This is a genomic window from Arthrobacter sp. TE26545 (assembly GCF_056279005.1).
Genome location: NZ_JBWBQM010000001.1, coordinates 2,064,575 through 2,088,565 on the forward strand (window position 1 = coordinate 2,064,575; position 23,991 = coordinate 2,088,565).

The 23,991-nt window shown below is 67.9% G+C and carries 17 protein-coding genes and 1 pseudogene; 4 read left to right on the forward strand and 14 right to left on the reverse strand.

The genetic code is table 11. The features are described from left to right. Positions 1–21: 21 nt before the first annotated feature. The 5 genes and pseudogenes from ACZ9CK_RS09240 to ACZ9CK_RS09260 all read right to left on the reverse strand — a co-directional run bounded on the left by ACZ9CK_RS09240 (position 22) and on the right by ACZ9CK_RS09260 (position 8,259). Positions 22–1,017, reverse strand: coding sequence for a DegV family protein (locus tag ACZ9CK_RS09240; protein WP_476049807.1), 996 nt, complete (start codon positions 1,015–1,017; stop codon positions 22–24). Positions 1,018–1,103: 86 nt separating this feature from the next. Further along, positions 1,104–3,630 (reverse strand): annotated as a pseudogene (gene leuS, locus ACZ9CK_RS09245) (leucine--tRNA ligase). 351 nt (positions 3,631–3,981) lie between these two features. Continuing rightward, complete coding sequence (gene glpK, locus ACZ9CK_RS09250; RefSeq protein ID WP_476049808.1) at positions 3,982–5,496, reverse strand: glycerol kinase GlpK; 1,515 nt, start codon at positions 5,494–5,496, stop codon at positions 3,982–3,984. A gap of 49 nt (positions 5,497–5,545) precedes the next feature. Beyond that, the gene (locus ACZ9CK_RS09255) at positions 5,546–6,295 is read right to left on the reverse strand and encodes an MIP/aquaporin family protein (protein ID WP_476049809.1); all 750 of its coding nucleotides are present in this window, start codon (positions 6,293–6,295) and stop codon (positions 5,546–5,548) included. Positions 6,296–6,468: 173 nt separating this feature from the next. Continuing rightward, positions 6,469–8,259 (reverse strand): glycerol-3-phosphate dehydrogenase/oxidase, encoded by a 1,791-nt coding sequence (locus ACZ9CK_RS09260; RefSeq protein WP_476050881.1) that lies wholly within the window; start codon positions 8,257–8,259, stop codon positions 6,469–6,471. Between the two features lie 88 nt (positions 8,260–8,347). Between ACZ9CK_RS09260 and ACZ9CK_RS09265 the strand changes: the two genes are divergently transcribed. The 4 genes from ACZ9CK_RS09265 to ACZ9CK_RS09280 are packed head-to-tail and all read left to right on the forward strand — an operon-like array spanning position 8,348 to position 12,278. Then, positions 8,348–9,310 carry a sugar-binding transcriptional regulator gene (locus ACZ9CK_RS09265; protein WP_426297776.1) on the forward strand — a complete coding sequence of 321 codons (963 nt, stop codon included), beginning with the start codon at positions 8,348–8,350 and terminating at the stop codon, positions 9,308–9,310. A gap of 27 nt (positions 9,311–9,337) precedes the next feature. Further along, positions 9,338–10,216, forward strand: coding sequence for an aldo/keto reductase (locus ACZ9CK_RS09270; RefSeq protein ID WP_426297778.1), 879 nt, complete (start codon positions 9,338–9,340; stop codon positions 10,214–10,216). A 35-nt stretch (positions 10,217–10,251) separates the two neighbouring features. Then, complete coding sequence (locus ACZ9CK_RS09275; protein ID WP_476049810.1) at positions 10,252–11,196, forward strand: alpha/beta fold hydrolase; 945 nt, start codon at positions 10,252–10,254, stop codon at positions 11,194–11,196. Then, positions 11,193–12,278: a glycosyltransferase family 4 protein gene (locus ACZ9CK_RS09280; RefSeq protein WP_476049811.1), complete on the forward strand. Its 1,086-nt coding sequence runs from the start codon at positions 11,193–11,195 to the stop codon at positions 12,276–12,278. Before ACZ9CK_RS09275 ends, ACZ9CK_RS09280 begins: the two co-directional genes overlap by 4 nt. Positions 12,279–12,294: 16 nt before the next feature. On the opposite strand, the gene ACZ9CK_RS09285 is transcribed toward ACZ9CK_RS09280, so the two are convergent. From ACZ9CK_RS09285 to carA, 9 genes are all read right to left on the reverse strand, one after another. Further along, positions 12,295–14,436, reverse strand: coding sequence for a primosomal protein N' (locus ACZ9CK_RS09285; protein ID WP_476050882.1), 2,142 nt, complete (start codon positions 14,434–14,436; stop codon positions 12,295–12,297). 154 nt (positions 14,437–14,590) lie between these two features. Then, positions 14,591–15,817, reverse strand: a complete 1,227-nt coding sequence (gene metK, locus ACZ9CK_RS09290) for a methionine adenosyltransferase (RefSeq protein ID WP_426297784.1) — start codon at positions 15,815–15,817, stop codon at positions 14,591–14,593. A gap of 75 nt (positions 15,818–15,892) precedes the next feature. Next, the gene (gene coaBC, locus ACZ9CK_RS09295) at positions 15,893–17,170 is read right to left on the reverse strand and encodes a bifunctional phosphopantothenoylcysteine decarboxylase/phosphopantothenate--cysteine ligase CoaBC (RefSeq protein WP_476049812.1); all 1,278 of its coding nucleotides are present in this window, start codon (positions 17,168–17,170) and stop codon (positions 15,893–15,895) included. A 26-nt stretch (positions 17,171–17,196) separates the two neighbouring features. Beyond that, complete coding sequence (rpoZ, locus tag ACZ9CK_RS09300; RefSeq protein ID WP_074591496.1) at positions 17,197–17,457, reverse strand: DNA-directed RNA polymerase subunit omega; 261 nt, start codon at positions 17,455–17,457, stop codon at positions 17,197–17,199. A 39-nt stretch (positions 17,458–17,496) separates the two neighbouring features. Beyond that, entirely contained in the window at positions 17,497–18,069 is a 573-nt protein-coding gene (gene gmk, locus ACZ9CK_RS09305; RefSeq protein ID WP_426297789.1) for a guanylate kinase, read from the reverse strand. 21 nt (positions 18,070–18,090) lie between these two features. Next, entirely contained in the window at positions 18,091–18,417 is a 327-nt protein-coding gene (gene mihF, locus ACZ9CK_RS09310; RefSeq protein WP_426297791.1) for an integration host factor, actinobacterial type, read from the reverse strand. 165 nt (positions 18,418–18,582) lie between these two features. Continuing rightward, positions 18,583–19,464 carry an orotidine-5'-phosphate decarboxylase gene (pyrF, locus tag ACZ9CK_RS09315; RefSeq protein ID WP_426297793.1) on the reverse strand — a complete coding sequence of 294 codons (882 nt, stop codon included), beginning with the start codon at positions 19,462–19,464 and terminating at the stop codon, positions 18,583–18,585. Further along, positions 19,457–22,765: a carbamoyl-phosphate synthase large subunit gene (gene carB / locus ACZ9CK_RS09320; RefSeq protein WP_426297796.1), complete on the reverse strand. Its 3,309-nt coding sequence runs from the start codon at positions 22,763–22,765 to the stop codon at positions 19,457–19,459. The genes pyrF and carB overlap by 8 nt, the downstream gene beginning before the upstream one ends. Then, positions 22,765–23,991, reverse strand: coding sequence for a glutamine-hydrolyzing carbamoyl-phosphate synthase small subunit (carA, locus tag ACZ9CK_RS09325; RefSeq protein ID WP_426297798.1), 1,227 nt, complete (start codon positions 23,989–23,991; stop codon positions 22,765–22,767). The genes carB and carA overlap by 1 nt, the downstream gene beginning before the upstream one ends.

A 23,991-nucleotide genomic window follows, 5' to 3' on the forward strand; every position in this document is an offset into this window, starting at 1 on the left:
GGAGCCTGTTGAGGAACAGAGCTACTGCTCCGGAACGACCGAGCCCGGGGTGCTGCTTTCGCCGACGATCACGGCAAGAACGCCCAGGCCCGCGTGGGCACCGAGCACCGCCGGCAGGGCACTGAGCTGCGCTTTCGGCGTACCCGAGCACAGGGCTGCGAGCCGTCCGGCCAAGCCCTCCGCCTCGGCGAGGTTCCCGAAATGGTGGACCGCCAGCCTGGCCTCTCCTGCCGGCCGGGCCGCGACGTCTGCGGCGACGATCTCTTCGAGCCGGGCAACGGCCTTCGCGGCGGAGCGGACCTTTTCGAGCGGGACGATCCGGCCGCCGTCGACTGCCAGGATCGGCTTGATGGCGAGCATGGTGCCCAGCAGCGAAGCCGCCGCACCGATCCGCCCGCCCCGGCGCAGTTGCTCAAGGCTGGGCACATAGAAGTAGACCTTGGTGCGGCGGAGCCGTTCCTCCGCAAAGTCGCGCACTTCCGCCGCGGAGCGGCCCGCGGCCGCCGCCAGGAGGGCGCTTTGCACGCCCATTCCCTGGGCCATTCCGACCGTGCGGGAATCGAGGACTTCCACCGGGATCGGAACCCGGCCGGCAGCAAGCTTCGCGGCGTCGACAGTTCCGGAGAGCTCGGCCGAGATATGGATGGACACGACCGACTCGAATCCGCGGGCAGCCGCGGCCAGGTACGCATGTTCGAACTGCCCGGGCGAGGGCCTGGACGTCTTCACGGCCGACCCCGAGGCCAGCGCCAGGGCCAGGGTGGTGGTGATGTCGTCTTCGCCTTCGCCGAAGATTTCCTCGCCCACCATCACGGGCATCGGAACCACGGCCAGCCGGCCGTCGGCGACAAAGGCCTTCACCCAGTCGGCGGGCAGCGCCGCGGCGGAATCGGTCACGACGGCGGTACGTACGACGGCGGGCGCCGCAGCGGGGGCGCGGCCCGGCGTCGTCGACTGCCGCAGCCGGGGCAGGCGCTGTTTGAGCCACAGCCAGGCAGGCGGTTCGCGGTCCGGCAAGGGCACCTCCTGGACGGGTCAGCGCTGGAAGCGCGGCAGGCTGGGTGATGAAAAGGCCGCCGGCCGGAAGCCGGCGGCCTTCCCGGCTAAGCCGGGACGATGTTCACCAGTTTGGGGGCCCGCACGATCACCGTGCGGATACCACGCCCATCGAGTGCACGTTGCACGTTTTCGCTGGCCAGTGCCAGTTCGCGCAGAGCGTCCTCCGCAATGTCCGGAGAGACCTCGAGGCGGTCGCGGACCTTCCCCTGAACCTGGACCACCGCGGTGACCGTTTCCTGGACCAGCAGCGAGTCGTCGTGGACCGGCCAGCCGGCGTTTGCCACCGAGGCCGGGTGGCCCAACTGGTTCCAGAGGTCTTCGGCGGTGTACGGGGCGAAGAGGCTCAGGATGACGGCAACGGCCTCGACGGCTTCGCGGACGGCAGGATCCCGCCCCGCCGGCTCCGGAGTCGATGGTCTTGCGGGTGGCGTTCACCAGCTCCATCAGCTTGGCCACGACGACGTTGAACTTGTTGTTGTCCAACAGTTCCGCTGCTTCGGCGATGGTGCGGTGGGTCACGGAGCGCAGGGCACGGTCGCCGCCGGAGAAGTCGACGCCGGGGGCGCTGCCGACGTCCTGGCCGAGGCGCCAGGCACGCGCCAGGAACTTCGCCGAACCGGCGGGCGAAACGTCCGCCCAGTCGACGTCGTCCTCCGGTGGGGAGGCGAACACCATGGTCAGGCGCACGGCGTCCACACCGAACTTGTCCAGCTGCTCGCCAAGGTCCACGCCATTGCCCAGGGACTTGCTCATGGCCTTGCCGCCGTTGAGCACCTGGCCCTGGTTCAGCAGAGCACTGAACGGTTCGTCCGCGTCCAGCAGGCCCATGTCGTGCACGACCTTGGTGAAGAAGCGGGCGTAGAGCAGGTGCAGGATGGCATGCTCGACGCCGCCCACGTACTGGCCGACCGGCATCCATTCGTTGATCTTCGCCGGGTCGAAGGGACCTTCGGTGAAGTGCGGCGAGACGAAGCGCAGGAAGTACCAGGAGGAGTCCACGAAGGTGTCCATGGTATCCGTGTCGCGCTGCGCGGCCCGGCCGCAGTTGGGGCATTCCACGTTGACCCATTCCAAGGCGGCGGCCAGCGGGGAGGTTCCCCTCGGGGCCAACGCCTCGCCGCGCAGGTCCTCCGGCAGCGTGACGGGCAGCTGCTCGTCCGGGACCGGAACTTCGCCGCATTCGGCGCAGTGGATGATCGGGATCGGAGTGCCCCAGAAGCGCTGGCGGCTCAGCAGCCAGTCGCGGAGGCGGAAGTTCACGAACTTTTCGCCCGTGCCGAGCTTCTCCAGGATCTCGATCGCCGCGGGGATGGCCTCTGCCTTGGACAGGCCGTCCAGATCGCCGGAGTTCTTCAGGGTGCCTTCCCCGGAGGTGGCGATGCCGCTTTCCGCCGGGTCCTCGGCGCCGGTGTCCAGGACGGCCCGGACCGGCAGGCCGAAGGCCTTGGCGAAGTCGAGGTCGCGCTGGTCGTGCGCGGGAACGGCCATGATGGCGCCGGTGCCGTAGTCGGCCAGGACGTAGTCCGCGGCCCAGACGGGCAGCTTCTCGCCGTTGAGCGGGTTGATCGCGTAGCGGCCCGTGAAGACGCCGGTCTTTTCGCGTTCGGTGGACTGGCGCTCGATTTCGGAGAGTGCCTTGACCTTTTCGCGGTAGGCCATGAGCTCGTCGTGCTGCTCCGGGGTGACCAGGTCCAGGGCGAGGTGGGCGTCGGCCGCGACGACGAAGAACGTTGCCCCGTACAGGGTGTCCGGACGGGTGGTGAAGACCGTGACTTCCTTTTCGGGACGCCCGCCGGCGGCTTCGATGACGAAGCGCACGTGGGCGCCCTCGGAGCGGCCGATCCAGTTGCGCTGCATGGCCAGGACACGCTCGGGCCAGTGCCCCTGCAGTTCGGACATGTCATCCAGCAGGCGGTCGGCGTATTCGGTGATCTTGAAGTACCACTGGTTCAGGGACTTCTTGGTGACCGGGGTGCCGCAGCGCTCGCAGGCACCGTTGACGACCTGCTCGTTCGCCAGCACGGTCAGGTCCTTGGGGCACCAGTTGACCGGGGAGTCCTTGCGGTAGGCCAGGCCGCGCTCGTAGAAGCGCTTGAACAGCCACTGGGTCCAGCGGTAGTACTCGGGGTCCGAGGTGTGCAGGCGGCGGGACCAGTCGGCGGAGATGGCGTACCGCTTGAAGGAGGCCGCCTGGGTGTCGATGTTGGCGTAGGTCCACTCGCTCGGGTGGGCGTTGCGCTTGATGGCGGCGTTCTCGGCGGGCAGGCCGAAGGAGTCCCAGCCGATCGGGTGCAGGACGTCGTAACCCTTCTGGCGCAGGTACCGCGCGACGACGTCGCCCATGGCGAACGCTTCGGCGTGGCCCATGTGCAGGTCGCCGGAGGGGTACGGGAACATGTCCAGCACGTAGCGACGCTCGCGGGAGCCGTCGTCCGCGGGGGTGAAGACCTTGAGGTCCTCCCACACCTGCGGCCACTTGGCCTCCATCGCGGCGAAGCTGTACACACCCTCTTCGGGGGTGCCCGCCGTGCCTGCCTGTGCTCCGGTTTCGGTCTCCGGGTGAACGCTCACTGCTGCCCTCTTCTGTTCTTCGTTGGCGGTATTGCCTCCTGCTGCAGCCCCGGCACATGCCCGGACACACAAAAGCCCCTCGACAAGGAGGGGCGGCCGCTCGGTAATTCCGGTACCGGGCGGCTAGCTAAGCAGAAGGATCGCACGCATACAAACACTCTATCGCACCAATCCCATGGCCTGGGGCAGGGGCCGTTGGCTACGGAACGTTGAGGGAGGCCGCACTTCGCCCGGGTGTGGTGGCTGCCGCGATGGGCCCCCGGTTGCGAGGGCCCCGCCGCGAGCTTGCGAGCGGTGGGAGCAGCCGGGGACGGGCGGGGCAAGTGCGACCTCCCTCAACGGAGGCTGGTGCTACTTAACGTCCTCGTCCACCCAGTCCATGGACTTGGTGACGGCCTTCTTCCACAGGCGCAGCTGCCGTTCCTGCTCTTCCACGGGAAGCTGCGGCTCCCAGCGCTTGTCCTCGCCCCAGTTCGCGGACAGCTCGCCGAGGTCCTTCCAGAAGCCGACGGCGAGGCCGGCCGCGTAGGCGGCGCCGAGAGCCGTGGTTTCCACGACTTTCGGACGGACGACGGGAACGCCCAGGATGTCCGCCTGGAACTGCATGAGCGCCTCATTGGCGACCATGCCGCCGTCGACCTTCAGCTCGGTGAGCGGAACCCCGGAGTCGGCGTTGACGGCGTCGAGCACCTCGCGGGTCTGGAAGGCGGTGGCCTCCAGGGCCGCACGGGCGATGTGCCCCTTGTTGGCGAAGCGGGTCAGGCCAACGATGGCGCCGCGGGCGTCGGCCCGCCAGTAGGGGGCGAACAGGCCGGAGAAGGCCGGGACAATGTACACGCCGCCGTTGTCCTGGACTCCTGCGGCCAGGGTCTCGACCTCCGGGGCGGTGGAAATCATGCCCAGGTTGTCGCGCAGCCATTGGATCAGGGAACCGGTGACGGCGATGGAGCCTTCCAGGGCGTAGTGCGGCTTGGCGTCGCCCAGCTTGTACCCGAGGGTGGTCAGCAATCCGTTCTTCGAGTGGACGATTTCCTCGCCGGTGTTGAAGATCAGGAAGCAGCCGGTGCCGTAGGTGTTCTTCGCCTCGCCGGGCTGGAAGGCGGCCTGGCCGAAGGTGGCGGCCTGCTGGTCGCCGAGGATGCCGGACACCGGCACCTCCCGGAGCAGCTGGGAGCTGTGCACCTGCCCGTACACCTCCGAGGAGGAGAGGATGGCCGGCATCATGGAGGCCGGAACACCGAAGGCGTCCAGGATCTCCTGGTCCCACTGCAGGGTTTCCAGGTCCATGAACATGGTGCGCGAGGCGTTGGTGACGTCCGTGGCGTGCACGCCGCCGTCGGGGCCGCCGGTCAGGTTCCAAAGCACCCAGGCGTCGGTGTTGCCGAAGATGAGGTCCCCGGCTTCGGCCTTGGCGCGGGCACCTTCGACGTTGTCCAGGATCCATTTGATCTTGGTGCCGGAGAAGTAGGTTGCCAGGGGCAGGCCCACCTTCTGCTTGAAGCGCTCCACTCCCCCGTCGGCGGCCAGTTCGTCCACGATCGCCTGCGTCCGGGTGTCCTGCCAGACGATGGCGTTGTAGACCGGCTCGCCCGTGTTCTTGTCCCAGACGACGGCGGTCTCGCGCTGGTTGGTGATGCCGACGGCGGCGATGTCGTGGCGCGTCAGGCTCGCCTTGGACAGCGCGGAGCCGATGACTTCCCGCACGTTGTCCCAGATTTCCGCGGGGTTGTGCTCCACCCAGCCGGCCTGCGGGAAGATCTGCTCGTGCTCCATCTGGCCGGTGGAAACGATGTTGCCCGTGTGGTCGAACACGATGGCACGCGAGCTGGTGGTGCCCTGGTCAATGGCGATTACGTACTGGTTCACGATGACGTCCTTGTCTTTCCGGTTCTGTTCTGTCTGGTGTGCTTGGAGATTACTTGGCCGCGGTGGCAATGATGGGAACCCAGAGGGCAACAAGGCCGGCGAGGGTGCCGCCGATCAGCGGGCCCACAACGGGAACCCAGGAGTAGGCCCAGTCGCTGGAGCCCTTGCCCTTGATGGGCAGGATGGCGTGGGCGATGCGCGGGCCGAGGTCGCGGGCAGGGTTGATCGCGTAGCCGGTGGGGCCGCCCAGGGAGACGCCGATGCCGACAACCAGCAGCGCCACGGCCAGCGGCCCCAGGCCGGAGGGGGTGCCGCCGAAGGTCAGGATGACGAAGACCAGCACGAAGGTGCCGATGACTTCGGTGAGCAGGTTCCACGGCACGGTTCGGATGGCCGGGCCCGTGGAGAAGACGCCCAGCTTGTTGGCGGCCATCGGTTCGGCGTCGAAATGCTGTTTATGGGCCAGCCAGCAAACCACCGCACCGAGGAGGGCGCCGAGCAGTTCGCCGCCGAAATACGTCAGCGTGGAGGCGAAGTCCACCGCGACGCCCGGAGCGTACTCGGCCTTGCCGTTCACCAACAGGCCGAGGGTGACGGCGGGATTAAGGTGGGCGCCGGACTTGGCGGCCACGAAGACGCCCGCGAACACCGCGATGCCCCACCCCCAGGTGACCATCAGGAACCCGCCACTGTTGCCCTTCGTCCCCTTCAGCGCCACGTTGGCCACGACGCCGCAGCCCAGCAGGGTCAGCATCGCCGTGCCGAATACTTCGGACAGGAAAACAATTCCAAGAGACATCTTTGACTCCTCATTCTTACTGATGCGGGCCCCGCGGGTTCCGGGGGCCGCGCATTCCTTTAGTACCGGCCGGCGGGGTGCAACCGGCCGGCGGCGGGGGTGTCCGTGCAGCACGGTTCCCCCGCCCGGGTTCCCGCGCCCGGTGGGCGGGAACCACATTCCACGTCCCGGCGTCAGGACACGAGGCTGTGCACCGTGACCCTGTGGAAGCGCTGGAGCACGTCCTGGGCGTGCCGGATTTCGTCGGCCTTGCGGGCCTCGGCCCAGCCCAGCGGACCGGCCAGGACCTCGGCCAGTTCGTTCAGCAGTTCCCCTGTGACGAGTCCGCGGAAGGCCAGCGAGGTTCGCCGGATCAGCACGTCCACGAGGTGGCCGATCTGCTCGTGCCCCGCCATGTACTGCAGCTCGCGCACGCTCAGTTCGTGGGTGGAGCGCAGCAGTTCATCGTCGCCGGCCTTCAGGTAGCCCAGCACGTCTTCGGCGCGGGTACCGTAGCGGGCCAGGAGGTCCGCCACCCGTTCGGCACCGAAGCCGGCAGACATGTGCCGCTTGATCCACTCCTGCACGCTTTCCTCGGTGGAGGGGAAGCCGGCGCCGCCCCCGATGGCGAGTTTCGCCGTCGAGACTTTGCGGTCCACCTTCAGTTCGGCCAGCACCTCGTTGCTGAGGTGTTCGGCCAGCGCTCGGAAGGTGGTCCACTTGCCGCCCACCAGGGAGAGGACGACGGCGGAACCCGCCCCACCCGGGACGCTCCGCTCGATGCGGTAATCGCGGGAGACGAAGCCCGGCTGGGTGTCGTCATGGCGGGGCAGCGGCCGGACGCCGGAGAAGCTGTAGACAATCTGGCTGCGTTCGACCTTGATGGCCGGGAAGACATTTCCGACCAGTTCGAAGAAGTAGTCGATCTCTCCTTCGGTGCAGACGGCGTCCTCTGCCATATCCGCATCGACGTCTGTGGTTCCCACCAGGACCCGGTCGCCCATCGGGTAGATCAGCACGATCCGCCCGTCCGTGTGCTCGAAGAAGATTTCCCGGCCCGCGCACGCTGCCAGCAGTTCCGGGTGGTCCAGCACGATGTGCGAGCCCTTGGTGCCGCCCATGAAGGTGCTCGGCTGGCCCAGCGCGTTGTTCGTCAGGTCCACCCAGGCGCCGGTGGTGTTGACGATGACGTCGGCCCGGAAGGTAAACTCCTCGCCGGTGAGTTCGTTGCGTAGCCGCGCTTCGCCGTCGGCCATCGAGACGAGCGAGATGTAGTTGCTGGCCCTCGCGGAGCCACCGCTGAGGGCGCTGCCGGCGCCGGCCTTCGCGCCGTCCTGCAGCACGTCGAGCGTGAGCCGCTCCGGGTTGTGGACCGAGGCATCGAAGTAGGTGGCGGTGTACTTCACCTTGGGATCCAGCGCGGGCAGTTCGGCCAGTGCTGCGTCCCGGCCGCGGAACTGGTGGCGCGGGACGCTGCCGCCGTCCCGGGAGAAGGAGTCGTACAGGCTCAGGCCGAGCTTGATGAGGAAGGCGCCCCGCTCCTTCGGCTTGCCCTGCTTGTGGGTCAGGAAGCGCAGCGGAGCGGACAGGACGCCGGAGAAAGTGCTGAAGATCGGGATGGTGGTCTGCAGCGGCTTGACGTAGTGCGGGGCGATCTTCAGCAGGCGGTTGCGTTCGACGACGGACTCGCGCACCAGCCGGAACTCGCCGTTCTCGAGGTAGCGGATGCCGCCATGGATCATGTGCGAGGAGGCACCGCTGGCCCCCTGGCAGAAATCCCCGCGTTCGACAAGGGCAACGTCCACGCCCTGCAGGGCCAGGTCACGGAAGGTGCCGACGCCGTTGATGCCGCCGCCGATGATCAGTACCCGGGCTTGCGGGCGGCTGCGCAACGCTGCTGCCGAGGCCCGCACGTTTGCTGCGGAAGGGGTGTTCGTGGTGTGTCCCAAAACTGCTCTCCTGGGGCTTGGGGTCGTGCGCCGCATCACGCCGGACGCATCTTGCACACCCATTCTTTGGAATAGTGGAAAATGGAATCAAGCTATTTGCACATACGTGCAGAAAGGAGTTGGGGTGCCACGATCACGACACTCGGACGCGCTCCGGGCAGCACAGATGTACTACCTGCAGGACCTCACGATGGACGCAATTGCACGGGAACTACGGACCTCCCGTTCGACCGTTTCGCGGCTGCTGTCCTCCGCCCGCGACTCCGGCCTGGTGCAGATCCAGATCCGCAGCCCCCTGGATTCGGCCCCCGAACTGGAGCGTTTGATCCGCGGGCAATACGACGTGGATGTCCATGTGGTCCCGGTGCTGGACACCCTGAACGAGGCCGAGACGCTGGAGCGGGTGGCGATGCAGGCCGCCCGGACGATCGGCCCCCTGGTGGATTCGAACGCGATCATCGGCGTCGCCTGGGGTGCCACGATCAGCGCCGTAAGCCGGCACCTGACCCGCAAGATCACCCACGACAGCGTCGTGGTCCAGCTCAACGGGGCCGGCAATATGCAGACCACAGGCATCACTTACGCGAGCGACATCATGCGCCGCTTCGGCATCGCCTACGGCGCCCGGGTGGAGCAGTTCCCCGTGCCCGCGTTCTTCGACCATGCCTCCACGAAGACCGCGATGTGGAAGGAGCGCAGCGTGCGGCGGGTGCTTGACCTCCAGGACCGGATGAGCATCGCGATCTTCGGTGTCGGCTCCATCGATTCCTCCTACCCAAGCCATGTCTATGCGGGCGGGTACCTGGACGAGGAGGACCTCAAAGTGCTTGCCCGCTCGGATGTGGTGGGCGACGTCGCCACCGTGTTCTTCCGCGCAGACGGCTCCTCGGACGGGATCACACTGAACGAAAGGAGCACCGGTCCCAGCCACGAACAGCTACGCGAGGTGCGGCGCCGCATCTGCGTTGTATCCGGCGCTTCCAAGATCGACGGCCTGCGAGGGGCGCTCGCGGCACGGCTCGCGACGGAGCTCATCGTGGACGAGGCCACGGCGCGGCGGCTGGTGAGCTTCGGTGGCTCCGCGTGAGCCGGGTAGATAGGTAGAGTCTTTGCTATGAAACCCTCGCCGCGGCTCAGCCTCAACAACGGTGTCCAGATCGACCAGCTGGGGTTCGGCCTGTTCAAGGTACCCCCGGCGGACGCCGCCGGGCTGGTGTCCACGGCAATTGGCGCCGGATACCGGCACTTTGATACCGCGGCGATCTACGGCAATGAAACCGGAGTAGGCAAGGGAATCGGCGCTGCGCTCGGCCCGTCAGAGGGCCCGGAAGGCACGGGCGGTTCGGGAGAGGAGTTCCACTCCCTCACCCGCAACGACATCTTCGTCACCACCAAGCTGTGGAACGACGACCAAGGCTACGACTCCACCCTGCGCGCCTTCGACGAGTCAATGGCGCGGCTCGGACTGGACCACGTGGATCTCTACCTGATCCACTGGCCATGCGCCGCCCGCGGGCTGTTCCAGGAAAGCTACAAGGCCATGGAGACCCTGTACCGTGAGGGCCGCGTCCGGGCCATCGGCGTCTCCAATTTCCAGGCCGCGCACCTGGAAACCCTGATGGCGTCGGCGGAAGTGGTGCCGGCAGTCAACCAGATCGAACTGCACCCGTGGCTGCAGCAGGGCAAGCTCCGGGCCCTGCACGATCAACTCGGTATCCGCACCGAGGCCTGGAGCCCCCTGGGCCGGGGTCACGTACTGGCGGACCCGGCCATCCTGGCGCTCGCAGAGAAGCACGGCAGGACGCCAGCCCAGATCGTCATCCGCTGGCACCTGCAACTGGGCAACATCGTCATCCCCAAGGCGAGTTCCGGCGCCCGCATCGAGGAAAACTTCAGGGTGTTCGACTTCGAACTGCCAGCCGAAGACATGGACGGGCTGGCCTCCCTCGAACGCCACCACCGCCTGGGCTCGCACCCGGACAGTGTCAACTAAGACCTCCCTCTAGACCCCGCATTAGGACCACACGCATGGAACAACTGGACACCGGCCGCTCCGGCCCCGCACCGGACCCGCAGGCGGCGTTCTTCAGCCCATCCCTCGCCGGACGGACCCGCGCCTCGGACCTGGAGCTCGACGGCGGCACGGTCGTCTACTGGTCCTACGAGCCTGTCGACGCCACGCCGGCCACCCGCACCATCCTGGTGATCCACGGATTCCGCGGCGACCACCACGGTCTGCTCCGGGTGGTGGACATGCTGCCGGAGATGCGCGTGATCGTCCCGGATCTTCCCGGGTTCGGCAGCTCGGACGCCTTTGTCCGGGGCGAACACACCGTGGAGCGCTACGGAGAGTTCATAGCCGACTTCATGGACGCACTGGGCCTCGGTCCGGAAACCGTGCTGCTGGGGCATTCCTTCGGCTCCATCATCGCCAGCCATTTCACCGCGGAACACCCCGGCGCGGTAACTCCGCTGGTACTGGTCAACCCCATCGCCTCCCCTGCGTTGGAAGGCCCCAAGGGCCTCATGACCAAGCTCGCGGTGTTCTATTACCAGCTGTCCGCGAAACTGCCGCGCCGGCTGGGCCTGGCTCTCCTGCGGAACCGGCTGATCGTGCGCGTGATGAGCGAAACAATGGCCAAGACACGCGACAAGCAGTTGCGTGGGTTCGTCCACGACCAGCACGACGCGTACTTCTCCGCCTTCGCGGACCGGAACAGCCTCCTCGAATCCTTCAAAGCCTCAGTCTCGAGCCACGTGGCCGAGGCGGCGCCCCGGCTGCAGCTGCCGGTCCTCCTCATCGCCGGCGAGAAGGATGAGATCGCCACCCTGCCGGCCCAGCACAAACTGCTGGAAATGCTGCCGGACGGCCGGCTCGTGGTGATTCCCGGCGTCGGGCATTTGATCCACTACGAGACGCCGGAACCTGCAGCAGCCGCCATCCGCACCTTCCTGGAGGAACATCCCGCGTGAAAATCGTCATCGACGCCCGATTTACCCGGACCGACCATCACGACGGGATCAGCCGCTACGGTTCAAGCCTCATCGCGGCCACCGCCAGGATCGCCGACGTGACGATGCTGATCAGCGACACACGGCAGCTCGCCCTGCTGCCGGACGTGCCCCATGTGCTCGTCAACAGCCCCCTGTCGCCGATGGAGCTTTTCGTGGCCCGGGAGGTCAACAAGCTCGGGGCCGACGTGGTGGTCTGCCCAATGCAGACGATGGGCACGCTCGGCCGCAAGTACGGGCTTGTCCTGACCCTCCACGACCTCATCTACTACGAGCACCCCGCGCCTCCCGGTTTCCTTCCCGCGCCCGTGCGGTTGCTATGGCGCCTGTACCACAAGGCCTTCTGGCCGCAGCGTGTGCTGCTGAACCGGGCGGACATCGTGGCCACCATCAGCCACACCACGGAGGCTTTGATGGCCAAATACCGCCTGACCAAGCGGCCGGTGCGGATCGTCGGCAACGCGCCGCAGCCGGGGCAGCAGCCGCGGGACCCGGAAGACGGCGCCGACAGGTCCCTGCTCTACATGGGCTCCTTCATGCCGTACAAGAACGTGGAAACCATGATCCGCGGAATGGCCGGGCTTCCCGAATTCACCCTGCATCTGCTCAGCCGCATCACCCCGCAGCGCCGGGCCGAGCTGGAAGCATTGGTGCCCGCCGGCGCGGACGTCCGCTTCCACAACGGCGTCACGGACGAGGAGTACAACGCCCTGCTGGCCAGGGCGACCGCCCTGGTGAGCCTGTCCCGTGCCGAGGGCTATGGGCTGCCGCTGGTTGAAGCCATGGCCCTGGGCACGCCCGTGATCGCCAGCGACATCCCGATCTTCCGTGAAGTCGGCTCCGACGCCGCCAGCTATGTGGACCCGGATTCGCCCGCCGCGTTCATGGCCGCCGTGCAGGAACTACGGGACAGGCAGTTCTGGCAGAAGCGCTCCCGCCGTTCGGTGGAGCGGGCGGCGGACTTCAGCTGGGAAGATTCGGCCCGGCAACTGCTCTCGGTGGCGGAGGAAATCGTGGCCATGCGCGGCAGGAAGCGCCGCTGAGGCGGGCTTCACCGGACTACAGCACGTCCACGCCGTCGAGCCTGAGCTGCACGGGACCGGCGGTCCGCTTCGCCGCACTCGCGGCTTTGACGGCGCGCATTGCCTTGGTTGCCCGGGCCGCCTGCCCGTAGGGAATGAACAACAAGGTGCGGACGTCGGCTTCCTCGGCCTGGCTGCCTTGGCGGGCGGCCGACACTGAAAGCGGTGAGGGCCCGACGGCGCGCAGCTCCAGGGAGCCTCCGAGCGCGCCTGTGAAATGCACGACGTCGGCGCGCGGGCCGGTGACCGAAGCCACCCGCACCGCGGGGGGCAGTTTCAGCTCCTGGCGCAGTGCCAGCTCCCGGGAGGCAAAGCCGGCCGGATCCCAGCGCAGCAGGGCACCCGTGGCTGTGCTGTCGTCCGCCGTGACCACAACCAGCCCGCCCTCCGAGGCTGGCCGGACCATGGCGGCCGCGTTGAACCAGCGCCGCACGGTGTCCTCACCGGCCCGCAGGTTTTCGCGCCGGAGCAGTGAATCGCCGTCCAGGAGCAGGGCGGCCGCGTAGCCTTGATCCGCCACGGGCTCGGCGCCGATGGTGGCAACCACCAGGGCCGGTGACGCACCGACCTTGGCCTTGACCTGGTCGCCCGAAGACGTGACCACCGCTTTCCCGGGGAAGGCACGGCCGAGTTCCTCCGCGGTGCGCAGCACCCCGGCAGCGCCGCGCCGCAGCCGCCTGCCGCTGCAGTGCCGGCATTGCCATTCGGGCGCGGGAGTGGAGCACCACCGGCATTGCGGCGGAGAGGAGGGGCCCGTGATCGCCAGGGGCCCTTGGCAGTTGTTGCAGCGCGCCGGTTCCCGGCAGTCTTCGCATACCAGCGATGGGGCGTAGCCGGCCCGGGCCACCTGCACCAGCACCGGGCCGCGTTCAAGGCCTTCCTTCGCGGCGCGCCACGCGGCACCAGGCAGCCTGGCGATGCGGGCCAAGGGGTCCCGCTCCTGCTCGAAGCTGTCCGCCGTGTTCAGGACCCGCGGCGTCCTGCTGCGGACCACGGGCCGCGGGGCTTCCACAGCGACGGCCCAGCCGGTGCCGACCAGTCGCTGCAGTTCGGTGCTCCTGCTGTGCGCGGCCATCAGGCAGGCCGCGGATTCCTGTTCACTGCGGAGCAGCAGGACCTCGCGGCTGTGGGCGTAAGGTGCGCGCTGGTCGATGTGGAGGTCGTCGCCGTCGTCCCAGCAAACCACCAGGCCAAGGTCCCGCACGGGAGCGTACGCCGCCGAACGGGTACCCACCGCCACCCCGGCGTCGCCGCGGAGCAGCCTCAGGTAGTTCCGGTAGCGGGGCGTCTGGCCGTCCTCGGCGGTAAGCCGCGCGATGTCCGCGGCCGGCAGGACCTCCAGGAGGGCCTCTTCCATGCGGTCGAGATCACGGTGGTCCGGAACCACTACGACGGCGCCCCGGCCCGAAGAGCGCACCGCTGCCACCGCGGCAGCGATCAGCCGTGGCCAGCCGTCCGGGCCGTAACCCTGCAGCGCTGTGAGGACGGCGCGCGGAGACCCGCCTGCCGCAAGGTGCTGGAGGAAGGCGGGGCCGTTCCCGTAGGAAGCCCAGCCCCCGGCGGTGTCCGGCCGGGCGGCCTCGAGGTGCGGGCCGTCCGTAGCCGCCTCCGCGGCAACCACGAAGGGCTCTTCCCCGGCGAGGTAACTTTTCTCCAGGCCGGCAACCCGGGGCGGGATCGCGGTGCGCAGCACGTCGCTGAGGGTTCCGGCATACCGCTCGGCGACTGCGGACGCCAGCACAAGCAGGGACGGTCCCAGCACGGGAACGGCGGAAACCACTTTGAGCAGGGGCACAAGCGCCGGGCCACCCGCGGTGTAACCCTTGCGCTCGAGGATGTACCCGCTCAGTTCCTGGCCGTTGAAGCGCACCTTGACGCGGACGCCGGGCAGCGCGGATTCGGCTAGTTTGGCCGGGACGCTGTAGTCGAAGGGCCTGTCCAGGTGCGGCAGCGGCGACTCAATCAGTACTGCAGCGACGGGATCCACCGCGGCAGCCTCCGGGCCGCCTGCGGGGGGCTGCGCCGGAAATCCCTGCAGCAGGGAGGGCTGGCGTGCGGGGGACCCGGAGCCCGTGGCGAAAGAATCTGCGGCCAGCGGGAACAAACCGTCCTCGCCCATCGTGATCACCCCCGTCCTCGGGCTCCCGCCCTTGCTTTTGCTGGCTCCAGCAAAGCAAGGGGCACTGACATTTTCAGCGCTGCACCCCTGCCCACGAAGTCAGGCGTCCAGGGCGCCGGCAGTTTCCGGGAAGAGGCGCCCGCTCGGAAGCGGCTCAGGCGTTGAAGAATTCCTTCAGCTCCGCGACGCGGTCCAGGCGTTCCCAGGTGAAGTCCGGCTCGTCCCGGCCGAAGTGGCCGTGGGCGGCGGTCTTGGTGTAGATCGGGCGCTTCAGGTCGAGGGCGTCGATGATCGCGCGGGGGCGCAGATCGAAGATCTCGGCGATGGCGTCGCTGATACGGGCAGGATCGACGGTTTCGGTGCCGAAGGTCTCCACGTAGGTTCCCACCGGACGGGCCTGGCCGATCGCATACGCAATCTGGATCTCGGCGCGCTTGGCCAGCCCCGCTGCCACCACGTTCTTGGCGACCCAGCGCATGGCGTAAGCGGCCGAACGGTCCACCTTCGACGGGTCCTTGCCCGAGAAAGCGCCGCCGCCGTGGCGTGAGAAACCACCGTAGGTGTCCACGATGATCTTGCGGCCGGTGAGGCCGGCGTCGCCCACCGGGCCGCCGATGACGAAGGCGCCGGCCGGGTTGAGGATGTTCACTGCACGGGAGGTGTCGAGCTCGGAGGCTTCCAGGACGGGCCTGATGACGTGCTCGGCCAGGTCCGCGCGGAGCAGTTCGAGCTTGGTTCCTTCTGCGTGCTGGCTGGAGATGACCACGGTTTCGACCGAGACCGGACGGTCGCCGTCGTATCCGACGGTCACCTGGGTCTTGCCGTCGGGGCGAAGGTACGCGAGTTCGCCGCTCTTGCGGACGTCGGTGAGCCGCTCGGAGAGCCGGTGCGCCAGCCAGATCGGGGTCGGCATGTAGGAGGGGGTCTCATCGCTCGCGTAGCCGAACATGATGCCCTGGTCGCCGGCACCCTGGAGGTCGTAGTCGTCCTCCTGGCGGCCCTCGCGGGCTTCGAGCGAATTGAAGACGCCGCCGGCGATGTCGTTGGACTGCTGGCCGATGGACACGGACACACCGCAGCGCGCGCCGTCGAATCCGTTGGCCGAAGAGTCGTAACCGATGCCCAGGATGGTCTCGCGGACGATCTGCGGGATTTCGACGTAGGCGTCGGTGGTGACTTCACCGGCTACGTGCACCAGGCCCGTGGTGGCCATGGTTTCCACCGCGACGCGCGATTCCGGATCGGCGGCCAGGAGGGCGTCGAGGATGGCATCGCTGATCTGGTCGCAGATCTTGTCCGGGTGCCCCTCGGTGACCGACTCTGAGGTGAAGAGCCGGAGCTTGGACGGATTTCCGTGGGCGTGGTGCAGGGGTAAAGTCACGTGACTACCTTACTTGGTTGAGGGAAAACGGCCGGTGCCGTGTGTCCCCGTGCTAAGGATGCGGCCGAAGCGGTGTCAGCCGGCGGGCGATACGCGGTCGAGCTCGGTGGCGATCCGGTCGATGACAGCGGCCGCGACGTCCGCCTTGGATCCGGCGGCCGACTGCGGTCCGGCGCCGTGTCCGGAGAGGATCACCACGGAGGTCTCGTCCTGGCCGAAGACCCGGCCGATGCCGACGTGGTTCACCACCAGCAGATCGCAGCCTTTCCGGGCCAGCTTGGCGCGGGCGTGTTCCAGGACGTCGCCGTCCGCATCGCCTGTCTCCGCGGCGAAACCGACGATCAACTGGCTGCCGTGCTTGCCGGCGGGCTGTATTCCGGCGGTCCGGGCCAGGCTGCGCTGTTCGACGAGTTCGCGGAGGATGTCCGGATTCCGCACCAGCCGTACCAGCGGCGCGTCCTCGTCATTCTTCTTCTTGATCTTGGTCTCGGAAATCTCGGCGGGCCGGAAGTCCGCAACCGCCGCGGCCATGATCACGACGTCGGAGTCCGGCGCGGCGGCCAAGGCCGCCTCCCGCAGTTCGAGGGCCGATTCGACGCGGACGAGGTCCACGCCCGACGGCGGTTCGACGTCCATGTGCGCGGCCAGGAAGCGCACCCGGGCTCCGGCGTCGAGGGCGGCCTGCGCCAGGGCTGCGCCCTGCTTGCCGGACGAGCGGTTGCCCAGGAAACGCACGGGATCGAGGGCCTCGCGGGTGCCGCCGGCGGTTATGGTGACGGTGCGTCCCGCAAGGTGCCCGGGCATGTCGTTGGGGGCCGCGCCCGCAGCGGCGCCGGCCAAGGCAAGCGCTGCTTCGAAAATCGCCTCGGGTTCAGGGAGCCGGCCGGGGCCGGAGTCGGCGCCGGTCAGGCGCCCGACGGCTGGCTCCAGCACGGTGACGCCGCGGCTGCGCAAGGTTTCCACATTGGCACGGGTGGCGGGGTGCTGCCACATTTCACTGTGCATCGCGGGGGCGAAGAGCACCGGGCCGTGCGCCATGAGGAGCGTATTCGTGAGCAGGTCGCCGGCCTGGCCGGTGGCCGCCTTGGCGAGCAGGTCCGCCGTCGCCGGTGCCACCACGACGAGGTCCGCCTCATGGCCGAGCCGGACATGTTTGACCTTCTCGACGTCGTCGAACACGCTGTTGCTCACGGGCTTGCCCGAGAGCGCCTCCCAGGTGGCCGTCCCGACGAAGCGGGTGGCCGCTTCGGTGGGAATGACCGTGACGTCGTGTCCGGCTTCAGTAAAAAGCCGGAGGAGCGATGCAACCTTGTAGGCTGCGATCCCTCCCCCGACTCCGAGGATGATGCGCACGTGGCCCCCGTCTACAGGCAGACTGCCTACTCGGCCGACTCGATCGGCGTGGAAACGAGCAGGCCCTCGTTGATCTCGCGCAGGGCGATCGAGAGGGACTTCTCGTTCAGCTTGGTGTCAACGAGCGGGCCGACGTATTCGAAGAGGCCCTCGTGCAGCTGTGCGTAGTACGCATTGATCTGGCGTGCACGCTTGGCGCCGAAGATCACCAGGCCGTACTTGGAATCGGCGGCCTTAAGCAGCGAGTCGATCGGCGGGTTGATGATGCCTTCAAGGTTCGTGGACACGAATTCTCCAAATTCTAGCGGGCTGACAGTTGCCGGCGCTTAGCGCTGGTGCGGGGTAAGCCCCATGAGTGAAACAAGCTCGTCCGCTGCCCGTCGGACGTCATCGTTGATGACGGTGTGGTTGAACTCCGGTTCAGCGGCAAGTTCCAGTTTAGCGGTTTCCAGGCGGCGCTGCTGTTCTTCCGGGGTTTCCGTGCCGCGCCCGACCAGCCGGCGGACCATTTCCTCCCACGACGGCGGTGCCAGGAAGACAAAGTTGGCGTCCGGCACAGCCTCCTTGACCTGGCGCGCGCCCTGGAGGTCGATTTCCAGCAGTACCGACTTGCCCTCGGCGATCGCGGCCTCAACCGTGCTGCGCAGTGTGCCGTAGCGGTTCCGTCCGTGCACCACGGCCCACTCCAGGAGCTGGCCGTCCGCGACGAGGGCATCGAACTCGTCGGCGGTCTTGAAGAAGTAGTGGACACCTTCCGTCTCCCCCGGACGCGGCGCCCTGGTGGTGGCCGATACCGACAGCCAGACCTCCGGATAGTTGTCGCGGATGTAGGTGGATACGGTTCCCTTGCCGACGGCGGTGGGGCCTGCGAGGACGGTCAGTCCCGGTTTCTTGCTCACGTGATCCTTCGGGGTGGGGCGCTAGACGCCGTGTTTGTCTTCCATAAAATCTATCAGCGCCCGGGATTGGTGGACGCCAAGGCCCCGGAGCCTGCGCGAGGCCGCGATGCCGAGCTGTTCCATGATCGCGGTCGCCCGGACCGGGCCGATGCCCGGAACTGCCTCCAGCAGCTCGGCCACACGCATCCGTGCCAGGGCCTCGTCTTCGGACGCGAGGCTGATCAGCCCGGCGATGCCGAGCTCGCCTTTCCGGAGGCGGTCCTTGGCCTGGGCCCGTTGCGCCCTGGCTTTGGCCGCCTTCGCAAGTGCATCGCTACGTTCCTGTGCAGACAAAGCCTTCAGAGCCACGGCTTCTCCCCATTCTGTGCATCACTTTGCCCCAGCAGAGTGGACTAACCCCGAAGCTACCGGCATCCGCACAGTGAACGCAACGCGGAGCCGGTACCTGCCTGATGGCGGGTACCGGCTCCGGGTGCAAGGAACGTCCGACGGTGCCCGGCACCGTGCCGGGGCTCAGCCGCCGAGCAGCCCGTCCCGGGTTTCCTCAGTGGCTGCACGCAGGCCGGCGACGGCGGGCCCGGCAGCCAGGATGCCGCGGCTGGAGGTCGCCAGGACTGCCGGGTACGCGTCCCCGAAGGTGGCCCGAAGGTCGGCCGGGGTGGCTCCCTGGGCGCCGAGTCCCGGGGCCAGGATGGGCCCGTTGACCGCATTGAGGTCCAACCCCAGATCTTCCAGGGCGCTGCCGATGGTGGCCCCCACCACGAGGCCGACGGAGCCCAGGGCCCCTTCGTAGCGGCCGTTCTCCGCAGCCGCAGCGTCGACAATGCGCTTGGCCACGGATTCGCTGCCGCCAACGTGCTGTACGGACTTGCCCTCGGGATTCGAGGTGAGCGCCAGGACGAACACTCCGCGCCCGTAGTCGGCGGCCAGGTCAAGGGCGGGGCGCAGCGACTCGAAGCCCAGGTACGGGCTCAGCGTCACCGAATCGGCCGCCAGTGCCGAACCGTCCCGCAGCCAGGCATCCGCGTAGGCCGCCATGGTGGAGCCGATGTCCCCGCGCTTGGCGTCGGCGATGCTGAGCACCCCGGCGTCCGATGCGGCGGCAAGGGTGCGCTCCAGCACGGCCATGCCGGCGGAACCGTGCCGCTCGTACAGGGCCACCTGCGGCTTGACCGCGGCAGCGAGGGAAGCGACAGCCTCCACGACGGTGAGCGAGAAACGCTCCAGGCCGGCGACGTCGTCGTTCAGTCCCCAGTCGGCCAGCAGGCCCGGGTGCGGGTCTATGCCGACGCAGAGGGGACCGCGGGCAGCCATGGCGGCGGCCAGCCGGGAGCCGAAGGCCTGACGGCCCGCCGGCTCCCCGGCCGGCCGCCGGTCAGCCGTTGCCTCAGGCATTGACCGATTCCTTGGCCGCGGTCAGGTTGGCGGCGTGCTCCTGCAGGCTGGTGACGGACCACTCGTAGGTGCGCTGCGCTTCGATCGCCTGCACGGCGGCGTTGAACTCTGCCACCGTGGTGATGCAGGGAATGCCGATCGAGGTCGCGGCGGCGCGCAGTTCGTAGCCGTCGCTGCGGGCTTCGCCGCCGGAGGGGGTGTTGAAGACCATGTCGATCTCACCTGCAATGATGAGGTCGGCGATGGTGCCTTCGCCTTCGGCGCTGGAGCCTTCGGCGACCTTGCGCACCGGGGTGGCCTGGATCCCGTTGCGGCGCAGGACGTCGGCGGTGCCGCCGGTGGAGACGATCTCGAAGCCGAGGTCGGACAGGCGCTTGACGCCCATGATCACCGAGCGCTTGTCGCGGTTGGCCACCGAGACGAAGACCTTGCCCTCGGTGGGCAGGGCGTTGCCGCCCGCGGCCTGGCTCTTGGCGAACGCGGTGTCGAAGTGCTTGTCGATGCCCATGACCTCGCCGGTGGAGCGCATTTCCGGGCCGAGCAGGGAGTCCACGACCTTGCCCTCCGGGGTGCGGAAGCGGCTGAAGGGCAGCACGGCTTCCTTCACCGCGATCGGCGCGTCGAACGGCAGGGTGGAACCGTCACCGGTTTCCGGCAGCATCTTGTAGGCGCTGCGCAACTGGTTGATGGTGACGCCGGTGCCGATCAGGGCGGCAGCCTTCGCCATCTGCACGCCGGTCGCCTTGGAAACGAATGGCACGGTGCGGGAGGCACGGGGGTTGGCTTCCAGGACGTAGAGCACGTCCGAGGCCAGCGCGAACTGGATGTTGATGAGGCCGCGCACGCCAACCCCTTCGGCGATGGCGCGGGTGGCCGTGCGGACACGGTCGATCACGTTCTTGCCCAGCGTGATCGGGGGCAGCACGCAGGCGGAGTCACCGGAGTGCACGCCGGCCTCTTCGATGTGCTCCATGATGCCCCCGAGGTACATGTCCGTGCCGTCGAAGAGCGCGTCGACGTCGATTTCGACGGCGTCCTCGAGGAAGCGGTCGATCAGCACCGGGTGGTCCGGGGTGATCTCGGTGGCGTTGGCGATGTAGCGCGAAAGGTTGGCTTCGTCGTAGACGATCTCCATGCCGCGGCCGCCCAGCACGTAGGAGGGGCGGACCAGCACCGGGTAGCCGATTTCGTCGGCGATCTTCTTGGCGTCCTCGAAGGAGACGGCGGTGCCATTCTTCGGGGCGATCAGGCCGGCGTTGTCCAGCACGCGGGAGAACTCGCCGCGGTGCTCGGCCAGGTCGATGGCCTCGGGCGAGGTGCCCAGGATCGGTACGCCGGCGTCGGCAAGCTGCTGGGCCAGCTTCAGCGGGGTCTGGCCGCCGAGCTGGACGAACACGCCCATCACGCCGCCGGTGCGCTCCTCGGCCGCGATGACTTCGAGGACGTCCTCGAGGGTCAGCGGTTCGAAGTACAGGCGGGTGGAGACGTCGTAGTCCGTGGACACCGTTTCCGGGTTGCAGTTGACCATGACGGTTTCGTAGCCGGCCTTGCGCAGCGCCATCGAGGCGTGGACGCAGGAGTAGTCGAACTCGATGCCCTGCCCGATGCGGTTGGGGCCGGAGCCGAGGATGATCACGGACGGCTTGGCGTGCAGGCCGACCTCGTCCTCCTCGTCATAGGCCGAGTAGTGGTACGGCGTGTAGGCGGCGAACTCGGCAGCGCAGGTGTCCACGGTCTTGTAGACCGGGCGGACACCGAGGGCCTGGCGGACGCCGCGGACCACGGCCTCGGGGTTGTGCGTCAGGACGCCGATCTGCTCGTCGGAGAAGCCGTGGCGCTTGGCGTTGCGGAGCATGTCCTCGGTCAGCGCACCGGCCTTGCGGATCTCCCGGGCGGTCTCGTTGAGGAGCTGCAGCTGGTCCAGGAACCAGGGGTCGATCTTCGTGGCGGCGTAGAGCTCCTCCACGGTGGCGCCGCCCAGCAGGGCGCGCTGGACCTGGTAGAGGCGTTCCGTCGTCGGGCGCTTGGCCTTCTCGATGAGTTCGGCCACCTCGTACTCGGGCACGTGGCTGAAGTCCAGCTGCGAGCCCTTCTGCTCCAGGGAGCGCAGGGCCTTCTGCAGGGCTTCTGTGAAGTTACGGCCCATGGCCATGGCCTCGCCCACCGACTTCATGGTGGTGGTCAGCGTGGGGTCCGCGGCCGGGAACTTCTCGAACGCGAAGCGCGGGACCTTCACGACGACGTAGTCGAGGGTCGGCTCGAAGGACGCCGGGGTCTTCTGCGTGATGTCGTTCGGGATCTCATCCAGGGTGTAGCCCAGGGACAGCTTGGTGGCGATCTTGGCGATCGCGAAGCCGGTGGCCTTGGACGCCAGGGCGGAGGAGCGGGAGACGCGCGGGTTCATTTCGATGACGACGACGCGGCCCGTGTCCGGGTGGATGGCGAACTGGATGTTGCAGCCGCCGGTGTCCACGCCGACTTCGCGGATGACGGCGATGGCGACGTCGCGCAGCTTCTGGTACTCGCGGTCGGTGAGGGTCAGCGCCGGGGCCACCGTGATGGAGTCGCCGGTGTGCACGCCCACGGGGTCGAAGTTCTCGATGGAGCAGACAACAACGACGTTGTCGTTCTTGTCACGCATCATCTCAAGCTCGTATTCCTTCCAGCCGAGGATGCTCTCTTCGAGCAGTACCTCGGTGGTGGGGCTGTACTGGAGGCCCTGGCCCACGATGCGGCGCAGGTCGTCCTCGTTGTAGGCTAGGCCGGAGCCCAGGCCGCCCATGGTGAAGGACGGCCGGACCACCATCGGGTAGCCGAGGTCCTCGGCGGCGGCAAATGCCTCGTCCATGGTGTGGATGATGTGGCTGCGGGCGGATTCGGCACCGCAGCGCTCCACGACGCCCTTGAACTTCTCGCGGTCTTCGCCGAGTTCGATCGCGGCGATGTTCGCGCCGATCAGTTCCACGTTGTACTTCGCCAGCACGCCGTTCTTGTCCAGGGCGATGGCGGTGTTCAGCGCCGTCTGGCCGCCCAGCGTGGGCAGCACCGCGTCCGGGCGTTCCTTGGCGATGATCTTTTCGACCACCTCGGGGGTGATCGGCTCGACATAGGTGGCGTCGGCGAATTCCGGGTCGGTCATGATCGTGGCCGGGTTGGAGTTCACGAGGATGACGCGCAGGCCTTCCTCCTTGAGCACCCGGAGGGCCTGGGTTCCGGAGTAGTCGAACTCGGCAGCCTGGCCGATGACGATCGGGCCGGAACCGATGACAAGGACGCTCTTGAGATCTGTACGCTTCGGCATTACTTGGTGTCCTCGTTCTTCGCGGAGTTCTTGGTGCTGTCCATCAGTTCGATGAAGCGGTCAAAGAGGTAGGCGGCGTCGTGCGGGCCCGCGGCGGCTTCGGGGTGGTACTGGACCGAGAAGGCCGGGATGTCCAGGCAGGACAGGCCTTCAACGACGTTGTCGTTGAGGCTCACGTGGCTGACCTCGACGCGGCCGTAGCGCTCTTCCGGCGCCGTGCTGGCCCCGTCCATGGGGGCGTCGACGGCGAAGCCGTGGTTCTGCGAGGTGATTTCCACCTTCCCGGTGCGGCGGTCCATCACCGGCTGGTTGATGCCGCGGTGGCCGTACTTGAGTTTGTAGGTGCCGAAGCCGAGGGCGCGGCCGAGGATCTGGTTGCCGAAGCAGATGCCGAAGTACGGCAGCTTCTCGTCCAGCACGGAGCGCAGCAGTTTGACCTGGGCGTCGGCCGTGGCGGGGTCGCCGGGGCCGTTGGACATGAAGAAGCCGTCCGGGTTGACGGCCTTGACGTCCTCAAGGGTGGCGGTGGCCGGGAGCACGTGCACGCGAACGCCGCGTTCGGCGAAGCGGACCGGCGTCATGGCCTTGATGCCGAGGTCGATGGCCGCGATGCTGAAGCGGGCGTCGCCGTCCCAGCCGTGGTCCTTCGGTTCCACCACGTAGGCTTCGTCGATGCTGACTTCCTCGGCCAGGCGGGCGCCTTCCATGGGGGCGCTGGCCTTGACGGTGGCGAGCAGTTCGCTTTCGGCGGCCTTGGCGGCGGCGCCGGAGAAGATGCCGGCGCGCATGGTCTTGTTTTCGCGCAGGTGGCGGGTGATGGCACGGGTGTCCACGCCCTGGATGCCCACGATGCCCTGCTCCACCAGTTCAGCGTCGAGGCTGCGCTCGGAGCGCCAGTTGGAGGGCCGGCGGGCGGCGTCGCGGACCACGTAACCGGCAACCCAGATCTTGCGGGATTCGGCGTCCTCGCTGTTCACGCCGGTGTTGCCGATGTGCGGTGCGGTCTGCACCACCAGCTGGCGGGCGTAGGAGGGGTCGGTGATCGTTTCCTGGTAGCCGGTCATTCCGGTCGCGAAAACGGCTTCACCCAGGGCAGTGCCCGTGGCACCGTAGCTGCGGCCGCGGAACACGCGGCCGTCTTCGAGGACCAGCACTGCAGGAGCGGCGCTTGCCGCTGTGCTGGCGTCAACGTCGTTCGGATGTGTCGCTGCGTTGTTGTCCGTCAC